The sequence below is a fragment of the Thiocapsa sp. genome, from assembly GCF_035467215.1.
Classification (GTDB): domain Bacteria; phylum Pseudomonadota; class Gammaproteobacteria; order Chromatiales; family Chromatiaceae; genus Thiocapsa.
This window is the reverse complement of sequence record NZ_DATITZ010000028.1, coordinates 1-12,330: the sequence shown is the minus strand read 5'-3', so window position 1 is coordinate 12,330 and position 12,330 is coordinate 1. Positions and strand designations below refer to the sequence as shown.

General features: G+C 65.8%; 13 protein-coding genes. 9 read left to right on the top strand and 4 right to left on the bottom strand.

The window, feature by feature from the left end; genetic code table 11:
* A partial coding sequence (locus VLR48_RS01570; protein ID WP_325290095.1) for a V-type ATPase subunit occupies positions 1-700 on the bottom strand: 700 nt, incomplete at its 3' end.
* Positions 701-760: 60 nt separating this feature from the next.
* On the bottom strand, positions 761-1,078 hold the full coding sequence (locus tag VLR48_RS01565) for a hypothetical protein (RefSeq protein WP_007195566.1): 318 nt from the start codon (positions 1,076-1,078) through the stop codon (positions 761-763).
* Positions 1,079-1,398: 320 nt separating this feature from the next.
* On the opposite strand from VLR48_RS01565, the gene VLR48_RS01560 reads away from it, so the two are divergent.
* The 9 genes from VLR48_RS01560 (at position 1,399) to VLR48_RS01520 (ending at position 9,867) form a co-directional block, all read left to right on the top strand.
* Positions 1,399-1,797, top strand: coding sequence for a hypothetical protein (locus VLR48_RS01560; RefSeq protein WP_325290094.1), 399 nt, complete (start codon positions 1,399-1,401; stop codon positions 1,795-1,797).
* Positions 1,794-2,297 (top strand): hypothetical protein, encoded by a 504-nt coding sequence (locus VLR48_RS01555; protein ID WP_325290093.1) that lies wholly within the window; start codon positions 1,794-1,796, stop codon positions 2,295-2,297. Before VLR48_RS01560 ends, VLR48_RS01555 begins: the two co-directional genes overlap by 4 nt.
* Positions 2,298-2,572: 275 nt before the next feature.
* Positions 2,573-4,405, top strand: coding sequence for a V-type ATP synthase subunit I (locus VLR48_RS01550; protein ID WP_325290092.1), 1,833 nt, complete (start codon positions 2,573-2,575; stop codon positions 4,403-4,405).
* A 238-nt stretch (positions 4,406-4,643) separates the two neighbouring features.
* Entirely contained in the window at positions 4,644-5,000 is a 357-nt protein-coding gene (locus tag VLR48_RS01545) for an ATP synthase subunit C (protein ID WP_325290091.1), read from the top strand.
* A gap of 13 nt (positions 5,001-5,013) precedes the next feature.
* Positions 5,014-5,310: a V-type ATP synthase subunit F gene (locus tag VLR48_RS01540; protein WP_325290090.1), complete on the top strand. Its 297-nt coding sequence runs from the start codon at positions 5,014-5,016 to the stop codon at positions 5,308-5,310.
* A complete protein-coding gene (locus VLR48_RS01535; RefSeq protein ID WP_325290089.1) occupies positions 5,307-5,936 on the top strand; it encodes a hypothetical protein in 630 nt (209 codons plus the stop codon). The genes VLR48_RS01540 and VLR48_RS01535 overlap by 4 nt, the downstream gene beginning before the upstream one ends.
* Positions 5,933-7,711 (top strand): V-type ATP synthase subunit A, encoded by a 1,779-nt coding sequence (locus tag VLR48_RS01530; protein WP_325290088.1) that lies wholly within the window; start codon positions 5,933-5,935, stop codon positions 7,709-7,711. Before VLR48_RS01535 ends, VLR48_RS01530 begins: the two co-directional genes overlap by 4 nt.
* Before the next feature lie 135 nt (positions 7,712-7,846).
* Positions 7,847-9,262: a V-type ATP synthase subunit B gene (locus VLR48_RS01525; RefSeq protein WP_325290087.1), complete on the top strand. Its 1,416-nt coding sequence runs from the start codon at positions 7,847-7,849 to the stop codon at positions 9,260-9,262.
* The gene (locus tag VLR48_RS01520; RefSeq protein ID WP_325290086.1) at positions 9,259-9,867 is read left to right on the top strand and encodes a V-type ATP synthase subunit D; all 609 of its coding nucleotides are present in this window, start codon (positions 9,259-9,261) and stop codon (positions 9,865-9,867) included. The genes VLR48_RS01525 and VLR48_RS01520 overlap by 4 nt, the downstream gene beginning before the upstream one ends.
* 921 nt (positions 9,868-10,788) lie before the next feature.
* On the opposite strand, the gene pilV is transcribed toward VLR48_RS01520, so the two are convergent.
* The gene (gene pilV / locus VLR48_RS01515; protein ID WP_325290085.1) at positions 10,789-11,238 is read right to left on the bottom strand and encodes a type IV pilus modification protein PilV; all 450 of its coding nucleotides are present in this window, start codon (positions 11,236-11,238) and stop codon (positions 10,789-10,791) included.
* A gap of 2 nt (positions 11,239-11,240) precedes the next feature.
* Positions 11,241-12,330, bottom strand: a 1,090-nt coding sequence (locus VLR48_RS01510; protein WP_325290084.1) for a PilX N-terminal domain-containing pilus assembly protein, incomplete at its 5' end; no start/stop codon positions are given.

The following is a 12,330-nucleotide window of genomic DNA, read 5'->3' as shown; positions in this document are numbered from 1 at the left end:
AGAAGGTTTCCGAGGCCGAGAGCTGGTAGGAGAACCGGAAGCGCAGGAGCCACATCAGATTGATGCGATCCAGCTCGGCGCCCATCAGGCGTTTCAGCGGGTTCAGATTCGCGTCGCTGAACGCCGTGACCTGTCGCAACAGCCCGGCGTAATAGCGTTGGTCGATCGCCGCCTCCAATGCAAAGGGCTCGCGCTGCTGCTCGTAGACCTCGCGTGCCTGACGGGCCAAGGTGCGGTGTGTCCCCGCCTCCAACTGGCGCAACAGCTCCAAGACGTTCTCGGCACGAAAGAGCTCGGTGCTGACCTCCTCGGACAGGCGCATGTGCTCGGGCAGCACATAGAGATTGTCCTGAATTTCCTTCTGATCGAGGTTGTAGAGCTTGCCGCGGATCAGGGTCTTGAGATTGAAGAGTGCGTACTTGCGGCCCCAGTCGAGCACCAAGGCGCGCTCGGTCGTGTTCATGGGTCGCACCAGGATGAGCAGCTCGGCGAGCAGCACCTGAATCAGGCTTTGTTCCACCGCCCGGCTGCGAGCGCGCGTGGACTGTTGCTCGTCGAGGATGGCGGCTAGACCGAAACGCTCCGCCAAGGTCGCCAAGGGCAGGTGAGACAGTGCCGCGATCCCGCTCGGCTCCAACAGCTGCGTCGCCATGACGGAGACGCGCGTGTTGAGGTAGGCGTGGTCGGCAATGATCGTCATGAAGAAACCGCGGATGAGCTGCTGATCGGGTATCGCACCGGTAGGGAATGCATTCGGCGTTCAGCGATCCGGGTCGATCAGGACCTGAAAGGCGGCATCCAGCGCCTCGCCCTCGCGGCGCTCGGCCTGGTCGCGCAGTTGGACGTGTCGCTCGTCGTAGCGACGGCGCAGCTCGGCGACGTTCTGCTCGGCGCGCTCCTCGGCCTTTGCGATGAAGCCCCGATGCAGATCCGGGATCCGCGTCGTGAAGCGATCGTTCTCGGATTTGGCATCCGCCATCGCCTTCTGAATGGTGCGCTCCTGCTCGGCCTCGGCCTGCTGAGCGATCTTCTCGGCGCGCATCTCGGCTTCGAGGAGGCGTTGGAGGGTGTCGTCCATCGTGGTTTACCTGCTAGAACAACCTGAGGTACGGGGCAATACATTAACCGAAGACCGGGCAAAAAGCGCGCGAGACGAGATCACAGCCCGGCATAGGCAAGCAGGCAATCGGTCACGAAGCTGACCCGGATCAAATCCAACGCGGGCCTCCGCCAGGCATCCGGCGACGGCTGGACTAGAATATCAGCGTATTCTAACGAAACCGCTTCCCGAGTGGAATGCACGGGTACAAGGGATGGAGAGGCTCGGTCGAGGCCCAAGGTCTTTGGCCCAAGCCCCTTCAGCGGATGCGGTCGAGGCGCGATGGAGCGAGACGCGGCGTGATCAAGCAGCCCTCCGATGCGGACCTGGAACGGATCGATGCCGCGTTCAATCGGGCACTGGCCGCGGAGGCATCGGCGCGCGAATCGGTCGCGGCCTATCGCGTCGAAGCCGATCGGCTCCTAGCCGATGCCGAAGACCATGCACGTCGTCTCGTCGAGCGTACCGACCGACGCCTCCTCGCCGTTCAGCGGATTGCAGACACCAGTCTGCATCACGCCCTTTCCGAGCTCCTCGACCGGGTTGCCGAGCCGCTCGGCGACGGCCTCGACGCCGCCGCCGACGCCCGATTGAACGCCGCCATCGACGCGCTTGCCGACGAGATGATCGATGCGGTTGCAAGTGCCGGCGCCGATGCCGCAGTCGGGCCGTGGCATCGCGAGGGTGGTCCGTCATGAACGCAGGTTCCCGCCTCGCCTATGCTCAAGCGCGCCTTCAAGCACGTCTGTCGCGGCTTCCCACGGCGGCGGATTGGCAGCGCTTGTCCGGCGCGCGCACCCTGGCGGCCTATCTGGAAGAAGCGCGCGCGACCGGACTGACCGACTGGGTCAGATCCTTCTCCGGCCTGAGTCAGGCGCATGAGCTGGATCGCGGTTGTCGCACCCTCGCGCTCGAGACGGCCGAGACCGTCGCCGACTGGTCGCCTTCGGGCTGGCGGGCGGCGATCGAGTGGGTCGCTTGGCTGCCTTGGCTGCCCCAGCTCGAGCATCTGGCGCGCGGCGATACCTTGCCGGATTGGTCGAACCTGGACGCGAGACTGCGCGGCCTGATCGGCGAGGACGGCGCATTGGATCGGCACGCCTGGGAGGCGAGCGGGCTTGCCGTACTGTCGGCCGAGGCAGACGCGAGCGGTGCGGCGCCCGATCTCGGCGAGCGCTGGCAAACGGCATGGCGCTAGCGCTGGCCGAGCTGTCGAGGCCGCTGTCGGCGCGATCTGGACGGATTCTCCCGGCTGATCCAAGTCCATCTGGAACGCTTCCGCGCCGCGCCGTCCGACTCTGCCTGGGAGCTGCGCGAAACCCTGCGCGATCGTCTGCGCGCCTATCTCCACCAACATCCAGTTCAGCCCGCTGCACTCTTTGCCTACCTCGCCATCGTCTTCCTGGATCTTGAACGGCTGCGCGGGGCCCTGCTCAGTCGGGCGGTCTTCGACACGGAGCATTCGGGTTTCTGATGTTGCGTCCTGCCTCTACACGCTGGTTCGAGGTGTTGTGCCCACGACGCGAAGCCGTGCGCACGGTGACCGAGCTCGCGCGTACCGGTGCGGTCGAGATCGAGATCCGCGATCGGGTCTGCGGGGATTCGCCGCTCGCCCATCTCTCCGAAGGCATCGGCGCTTACGAGGCGCTGAAGGTGCGCTACGGGCGCTACTGGGAGCGCGCACGGCTGCGGCGAAAGGTCTTGGTCGAGTCGCCCGACGTGGTCTTGGAGCGCGCGCTGGCGCGGGTCGGGGCTTGGCGGCGCGAGGCCGATCCGCTGATCGACATCCTCCAGTCCTGCGAGGAGGAGCTGACCCGTCTGAAGTGGTTGGCGCAGGTGATCGGCAAGATCATCGACAGTCCGCTCGACTTCGGCGCCGTGGCGCGCAGCGGGCCGGTGCTCGGGACCTTCTGCGCGGTCCTGCCGAGGGACGCCCGCCCGCAGTTGCCGGATTGGGTCATCCCGCGTCAGATCCCCTGGGGCGAGGAATACTGCGCCATGATTCTGGGGCCGCGCGATCGGCTCGATGCGGTCAAGCATCTGGTGCAGGCGGCCAAGGGACGGGTCATCGAGCGGCCGTCATGGCTGAAAGGCGATGCGCGCGATTCGCTCGCCAGGATCGGTGCGCGGCGCGAGTTTCTCTCCATGCGTGTCGTCTATCTCAAGGCCGAGCTGGATACCCTGTTCGACGAATACGATCTCGGCGACACGCTCGGCGAGGTCGCCGGGCTGGCCTGGTTTGCCGGACATGTCGCCTGTCTCGAACGCGCCGGCGATCATCTGATCTGGGTCACGGGTTGGACCGACGATCTGGGCGGGGAGCGACTCCGGGCCGCCCTCGATGCGGGACGCACCCGCGCCTTACTGCGTCTGACCAAGCCGCCGCCCGGCAAGCGTCCGCCGCAGATCCTCGACAATCCGCCTTGGATGCGTCCGTTCGAGCTATTTGCGCGCGCGCTGGGCGTGCCGGGCTCGGACGAGGCGGATCCGACGCCAGTGCTGATCCTCGTCGTGCCCCTGCTGTTCGGCTACATGTTCGGCGACGTGGGGCAGGGCGCGGTGCTCGTCGGCCTTGGGCTTTGGCTGCAACGGCGCTGGCCGGAGGCGCGCTTGATGGTGCTGGGCGGCGCCTCGGCGATGGTCTTCGGGGTCCTGTTCGGGAGCCTCTTCGGTCGCGAGGACATCATCCCCGCACTCTGGATGCATCCGCTGCACGATCCTCTGACCTTGCTCGGCGTGCCGCTGCTCTTCGCCGTCGCATTGCTTAGTCTAGGTCATCTCCTCTCGGGTCTGAGCGCGCTCTGGCGCGGGGAGCTGCGGCACTGGCTGATGCAGGATCTGGGTTTTCTGGTGCTCTATTTGGGGTTGATCGCGACGCTGCTGCGCCCCGGCCTCGGCTGGATCGCGCTGCTCGGGTTGGCGTGGTACCTGATCGGCGCCTTCCTGGTCCATCGCGCCTTGCTCGGAGGGCTTGCCGCCATCGGTCACCTCTTGGAGTCCGGCAGCCAGATCCTGGTCAATACACTCTCGTTCGCGCGTGTCGGTGCCTTTGCGTTGGCCCACTCGGCGCTCTCGGTCGCCGTGGTCACCATGGCCGATTCGGTGCCGCTCTGGGCCGGGATCCTCATCATGATCCTGGGCAATGTCCTGATCATCTTATTGGAAGGGCTGGTGGTCTCGATTCAGACCACGCGGCTCGTACTGTTCGAGTTCTTCAACCGCTTCCTGCAGGGCACCGGGAGGGTCTTCCGGCCGCTCCCGGCGCCGCCGCCCATTGTGCGGGAGGCCGTGCAGGGTGCGGTGTGAGCGGACCTGGGTCCGTCGGCGGTTCAACGCGTGTTAAACCGCGTCCAGTGCGAGACACGCATGTTCGAGTGAGATCGACATTGGGTGCAATCACGAGCCTTCGTGGGGATTCGGTTTAAAATAATTTATTCTTTAATAACTTACGCGCTGACTCCAGCGGTCGTGACGTCTGCCGGGACCGATCCCGTCCCGAAAACATCGCATACCGCGCCGGGCGCGGTTTAAAAGGAGTGAAGTCATGAATCGACAAATCCTGTTCGCCGGTGTGATGGTGCTGGGTGTCGCCCTGCTCGCGGGAATCTCCAGCCTGCTGTTTTGGCAGTCGGGTGCGATCGCCTCCGAGGTCGTCGCGCTCGAGGTGATGCCGATCCACCCGGATGTGCTGCGTTGGGGGTATCTGGCGGCCGCTCTTGCGACCATGGTGGGCTCGGTCGCCGCGGCCTATGCGGTCGCGACCATCGGTGCCGCGGCCGTCGGTGCCTTGGCCGAGAAGCCCGAGCTGTTCGGGCGGATGGTCATCCTGGTCGGGCTCGCCGAAGGTATCGCCATCTACGGCCTCATCATCTCGGTGCTGATCTTGAACCGGCTCGGTTGAGGGGCGCATCGTCATGGCCGCCTGCGCCTTCCTGGGCGACGAGGTCAGCGGGATTGGCTTCCGGCTCGCGGGGGTCGAGGTCTATTGCCCCGGGCCGCAGGAGGCGGTTGCGCTCTTCCGGAGGTTGCGCGAGGAGACCCGTGTCCTCTTCATCACCGCCGAGATCGCGGCGGCATTGCCGCCCGATCTGTTGCGAGCGGCGGAGTTGGCGACCTGGCCGCTGGTCCTGGTGATCCCGGACGTGCGTCACCGGGTTGCCGCGCCGGATCTCGTCGCCGAGGTGCGGCGCCATTTGGGGATGGCCGAATGAAGCTCGAGGAGCGCGAACGTGGTTTGCTGACCCTGATCGAGGAGTATCGGGACGCGGAGTGCCGGACGCTCTTGGAGACGGCGCGGGCCGAGGCGAAGACACTGCTTGCCGATGCCTATCGACGCGCACGCGCGCAGCTTCACGAGCGCGTGGTCTCGGAGCGGGCGAACGCGCGGTCCCGGCTCCACGCTGCACGCGCCGAGCACGACACCCGTTTGCGTGCGAGCGGAGATCGGGCCAACGCTCAACTCCTGGAGTCGGCTTGGCCGCGTCTGCGCGAGGCGTTGAGCCGGCGCTGGGCGCATGCAGAGACCCGCGCCATCTGGGCGAGGCATGCCATCGCCCAAGCGCGGCGACGGCTCCCGCCCGGGCCATGGACGCTGCGCCATCCGCCCGCATGGTCCGCGGCCGAATGGGGGCCGCTCGAGGCCGAGCTGACCCGGGCGCTGGGTCAGGCGCCGCACTTTCGGGCCGACGGCGCCGTGTCGGCCGGCCTCGTCATCGAAGCCCAGGGTGCGGTCCTGGATGCGAGCCTCGAGGGTCTGCTGAGTGACCGCCGGCGGTTGGAGGCGCGCCTGTTGGCGGTATTGGCACGGCATCCGACGGATGCGGGGGTCCAGACATGAGCACGGCGGAAACTACTTGGATCAGCGGCCCCGTCCTGCGGGCACGCCCCGACGGCGCCTTCCGTCTGCGCGAGTCGGTCACCGTCGGTGATCAGGCGCTGCTCGGCGAGGTGATCCGGATCGCCCGCGACGAGATCACCGTCCAGCTCTACGAGGACACCAGCGGCCTGCGCCCCGGGATCGAGGTCACTGGGTCCGGTCGGCTCCTCTCGATCCGTCTCGGACCTGGCATTCTTGCGGGAATCTTCGACGGACTGCTGCGCCCCATCGCGGATATCGCCGATCCCTACGTCAAGCCGGGGATGCAGGTGCAGGCCGCACGGCGGTTCCACTTTACCCCGAGCGTGTGCGTCGGCGACACCCTGATGCCCGGTGCTGCGATCGGCGAGGTCGCGAACGGGACCGGTATCGCTCAGCGCTGCCTAGTGCCTGCGGATCTGCCGGGCGGGCGCGTCACCGCCATCGCCGATGCCGGCGAGTACCCGGACGACCAGACGATCTGCTGGATCGACGCCGCCGACGGCCGACACCTTGCGGTTGCCATGACTCATGCCTGGCCGGTGCGGGTGCCGCGACCCGTGCAGGCCCGTCTGCCTTCGGACGAGCCGATGCTGACCGGGCAGCGCGTCATCGACTGTCTCTTCCCGGTCGCGCGCGGTGGCACCGGGGCTATCCCGGGCGGTTTCGGCACCGGCAAGACGGTCCTGCTCGAGACCGTCGGCAAATGGTGCAACGCCGACGTCATTGTCTATGTCGGCTGCGGCGAGCGCGGCAACGAGATGGCGGGCTTGCTCGCCGAGTTCACCGAGCTGGAAGACCCGCGCAGCGGCCGTCCCTTGCTCGAGCGCACCGTCGTCATCGCCAACACCTCGAACATGCCGGTTTCGGCACGCGAGGCCAGCATCTACACCGGCATCACGGTGGCGGAGTATTTTCGCGACCAGGGCATGAACGTCACCCTGATGGCGGACTCCACCAGCCGCTGGGCCGAGGCCCTGCGCGAGGTCTCCGGCCGGCTCGGCGAGCTGCCCGGCGAGGCCGGCTATCCGGCCTATCTGAGCAGTCGCTTGGCCGATTTCTACGAGCGCGCCGCACGGGTGCGCACGCTGGGCGGTGAGACCGGATCGGTCACGCTGCTCGGTGCGGTCAGCCCGCCATCGGGCGACTTCTCCGAGCCCGTGACCACGCACACCCGACGCTATGTCGGCTCGCTCTGGGGCCTCGATGCCAAACGGGCGCAGGCGCGCTTCTACCCGGCGATCCACCCCCTGCAGTCCTACAGCCTGGTCGCCGGAAACCTCGCGCGCTGGTGGCATACCGCCGGATGTACACGCTGGCAGGAGCTGCGTCGGCGCTTCCTGACCCTCTTGGAGGACGAGGCCCGCCTGGAGCGCATGGCCCGCATCATCGGACGCGACGCCATGCCCGCGCGCCAGCGGCTCGTGCTCATCTGCGCCCAGCTGGTCAACGAGTGCTTCCTGCGCCAGTCCGCTTACTCAATGAATGACCGCTACGCCAGCCCGTCGCGCCAAGCGGTCATGATGCGCCTGATCGGCAGCTTCATCGAAGGCTCCGAGCGCCTGCTCGATGCCGGCGTCGCCCCCGAGGCGATCCGTGATCAACCCGTCTTCCGTCGTCTCATGCGCATGGGCGAGGAGATCGAAGAGGGCGACTGGGAGGCCTTCTCCGCGCTCGATCAGGAGCTGACCGCCACGATTCGGCGGCTGATCAACGAGGCGCGGGACGGGAGCGACCCCCGCGTAGGGGCGACTTGAGTCGCCTCGAAAGGACTTCCAGCTACGCGTCGGCTTGCTCCTTCCCATAGATCACCTGAAAGGAAGAGCGGGCGGCAGAAGGCAGGAAGCCCCTCGACCTCGACATGCGCTCAGCGCACCCAAGCAGGTACGCCAATGACATACGCCAGACTCGTCGGGGAAGAGATCGCCAATCGTGCCGAGGGTCCGCTGCTGTTCTTGAGCCGCAGCCTCGATGTGGGTCTAAACGAGGCGGTCGAGGTGGAGGGCGCGGACGGCTCGGTGCGTCTGGGGCGCATCGCCGCCTTGGACGAGGACTCCATTACCGTCGAGATGCTCGACGACACCGCCGGGCTTGCCCTGCAGGGCACGCGCGTGCGCTTCTTCGGGGAGCCGCTGCGCTTTCATGTCGGTCCGGGGCTGCTCGGGCGGGTCTTCAACGGCATCGGCAAACCGCTCGACGGTGGACCGCCGCTTGCGGCCGAGCACGCCTACCGGGTCGATGGTCTGCCGATCAAACCCACCGCACGCGTGGCGCCGAGCGAGTTCCTCGAGACCGGTTTCACATCGATCGATCTCATGAACAGCCTGGTGCGCGGCCAGAAGCTGCCGCTCTTCTCGGGCGGCGGGCTGCCGCATGACCGCATCGCGGTGGACATCGCCTGCAACGCGCGCCTGCCGGGCGATGCGCAAGAGGCTGAAGGGTTCGCCATCGTCTTCGCCGGCATCGGCATCCCGCACGACAGCGCCGAGTTCTTTCGCGAGGAGATGGAGAAGAGCGGGGCGCTCGCCCGCACCGTGCTCTTTCTCAACCTGGCCAGCGATTCGAGTGCACAGCGTCTGCTCGCCCCCCGCTTCGCCTTGACCGCCGCCGAATACCTTGCCTTCGTCGAAGGCATGCATGTCCTGGTCATCCTGACCGATCTCACCAACTACTGCGAAGCCCTGCGCGAGGTCTCGGCGAGTCGCGGCGAGGTCCCCAGCCGCAAGGGCTATCCGGGCTACATGTACTCGGACCTGGCGACCCTTTACGAGCGCGCCGGTCGCATCCGCGGAAAGCCGGGCTCGGTCACGCAGGTCCCCATCCTGACCATGCCGAACGACGACATCACCCACCCCATCCCGGATCTCACCGGCTACATCACCGAGGGCCAGATCGTGCTCGATCGGGATCTGCACCGGCGCGATATCTATCCGCCGATCCGCCTGCTGCCGAGTCTCTCGCGTCTGATGAAAGACGGCATCGGCAAAGGACGCACCCATGCCGATCATCCGGCGCTCGCCGCTCAGCTCTATGCCAGTTACAGCCAAGCCCAACAGACACGGGTGCTGGCCGGCGTGGTCGGGGAGGACGGACTCTCCGAAGACGACCGCAAGCTGCTTCTCTTCGGCGACGCCTTCGAGCAGACGGTGATCCATCAAGGCGTCGATGCCCGGACCCTGGAGGAGAGCATGGCCGCCGGCTGGTCCGCCCTGCGCGGCTTACCGGCCGGCGAGCTGCACCGACTCGACGACCGTCAGATCCGCGAGCATCTGCTCGATCAAGCCCCGCGGCGAGAACCCGTCTCATGACCGAGCGCGCCATTGTTCCGACCCACAGCGCCTTCCTCGAGCTCAAGGAGGAGCGCGCGGGCATGCGCGAAGGGTATCGATTCCTCGACGAGAAACGGCTCATCCTCGCCGCCGAGATCCTCACCGAGCTCGGCCGCTACGAGCATGAGCTGGCCGCCTTTCGAGCCGACTACCGCGAAGCCGCCGATGCACTCCAAGGCGCCGTCGCCCGTCACGGACTGGAAGGACTCGCCGTCCACCCGCCGGCACCGCCGATCGATACCGATTGCCGGCTGACGCCGCGGCGCGTGCTCGGCGTGACCCTGCACGATCTGGTCGAAAACGACCGGCAGCCGCAAACACCCCCGCGGAGCGTCGCCGACAGCCCGGAGGCCGACCGCACCCGCCGAGCCTTCCAGGCCCTGATCCCGCGCATCGCCCGTCTCGCCGCCATGGTCGGCAATCTCCAACGTCTGCGCGCCGATTACGCCCGCACCGCCCGCCGCGCGCGCGCACTCGAAGACGTTCTCCTCCCCGAGATCGACGAAACCCTGCGAGCCGTGGTTTCCGCACTCGAAGAGCTCGAGCGCGAAGAGGTCGTGCGCGCGCGACAGGTTCGTGTCTGAATCCCTCGGCCCGTGCGAATCAATTCGCGCCTACAGGCTGGTTTTTCCCTTCTTGGACATCGGCTTCGTCGTACGCTGATCCTTTTCGAATATCTGCGGAGAGGCGGGGTCACCATTGAGCTGACCCCGATGCCCTTCCATCCGGCGGCGGTCCAGGGCGACCGCGGCGTCATCCTGCCGGCGACGCATCTCCCGCGGCGTCTCTTCGATGAAGGCATACAGACTCGGCAGCCCCAGAGAGCATGACGATAACGCTTCGGGCGCCAGTCGTGCCGCTCATCGGCCAGGATGACCAAGGTCGCGACCGGATGATCATAGCGATCCATCAGGCGCGAGTGGTGGGTATAAAGTCGACGCGCAAACCCCCGATCGGGCTCGCCCTGCACCTCGGTGTGGATCAGAACCCAGGTCTCCTCGCCGCCCAAGCGCCAGACCTTGACCAGCTTATCGACATACCGTCGCCCGACCACGGCGCGACGCGTGACCTTCTGCAGCTCCTTGTCGAGAAACTCGAAACCGCGCGACCAGTCGATGTCGGCCGCGATCGCCTGGAAGTCGAACAGGCGCGCTGCGCGTGCGAAGCGTTGCGTGACGCCCCGGGCGAAATCCCCGGTGCTGATGACGTCCGCACAACCGATGTCCAGCGCATGGTTGCCTCTCAGACGCAGCCGATATCCCCATCCGTGCGCCTGCAGCCAGGCGAACAGCGGTGCCGAGGGATAGAAGCGGTCGGCGGCCAAGAGCACCGTCGCACCGGCCGGCAACCAACCGAGCATGAGCTCCAACAGCGTGCGCTGTGCCGCGAAGCCGAGGTAGGCCGCACGCGCCTCGACCGCCCAAGCCAACGGCAGCGCACGCACGCAGTTGACCGTAGAGAAGACGGTACCCGGAACGCGGATTCCGCGAGAGCGGAACCGTGGGCTACTTGCCGACCGCATCCAGCTCGAAGAGCGTCGACCGGGCGATGTAGGTGGTCAGCGTGACGGTGGTCAATCCCGCATCTTGGGTGTCTTGGCCCGGCTGGGTCCAGCCGACGGTCACCGAAACCTGCTTGTATGTTGGGTCGGTCTTCTCGGTGACGGTCCAGGTGCGGGTGAAATCGGTCGTGCCCCCAACGGCGGCACGAATGAGATCTTCGTCGCTGTCGATGTCGGCATAGTCGCGCGCACGCAGCTCCTCGAGTTTTTCCTGAGCCAGGTTGACCGCAGCGGTTTGGGCCTTGCTATCGCCGGTCTTCAGCATGACGCGGGTTTGGATCTGCATCAGACCGAAGAGTCCGAGCGAGAGGATGACCAGCGCGATCAAGGCCTCGATGAGGGTGAAGCCACGCTGGGGTGGACGTCCACCTTGAGCGGGAATCGGCTGTCGCATGGCTAATTCCAATCGCGCCAACTCCCGGGGATGCGACTTGCCGAGAAGACACGGTCAAGTCTTACGCCATCAAGGGTATCATCGTCTTCCGCATCTTGATCTGCTAGACTCCAATACCGGAACGTGGTATCCGCGGTCAGTTTCGTGACATTGCCTTCAAAGACCATCGAGCCATAGATGTCTGTTTTGTCCCACCGGTCGGCGTTGCAGTTTTCTGCTGTTTCGACATAGACGATGCCGTAGATGCTGATATTGCCGTTGATCTTCGGGCAACCGGCGGATGTTTCATAGACCAGAACGACGGGGGCGGTAGGCGAGCTTTCGATGTCCTTCTCTGTCCATTGTTCTTCCTGGATGATCTTAGCCGTTATCCAGAGTAGGCGCGGTGAGCTGTGGTCATTGGCGGCGGCGAGCGCTTTGAATGTTTCCTTGCTGATGTCGAAGACGTAATCCCAAGCGCTGCCTTCGAAGGCATTCGGACGGATTATGGCTTGATCGTTATTATTCACTTCCAGGTGACCTAGGTCGAGGCAACTGCTGTCTGCCGACGAGGCGAGGGCAATCGACTTGCACTCCTCCTCATCCATTTCATTATCGCAGTCCCGCGGATAGATATTTGGAGTTCCGGTCGCCTCGGACAGGCAGCCGTTGATCACCATCGGCGGCAGATCCGAAGCGAAACCCTTCGCACTCTTGCCTGACAACAAGCGCTTTTGCTGAAAGCACTCCGTGGCAACCGCCGTGATACTGTGATCCCCGCGGGCATTCGCCTCGGATCGAATACAGGTTTCATTGTCGTCTTCGGTTGCAGTCAAGAAGATGTCGTAAGTGGCATCGCCGGTGGCGGTGACCGCGGGCGGGTTGTCGATCGCGTCGCCCCGGCCCGCCCGGGCGAGGGCATAGTCGAGTCCCGCCTGCGCCGCTTGTTGTGCCTCTTTGGCGCGCACCTCGTTGTTTGCGATGCGTTGCTCAATGATGCCGACACGCACGGAGCTGAGCGTGAGGATGCTGGAGCCCATGAGCAGCAAGAGTCCAAGCATGAGCGTGAGGGCACCACGCTGGCGACGGAAATGGGTGGAGGAGGGGGATTTC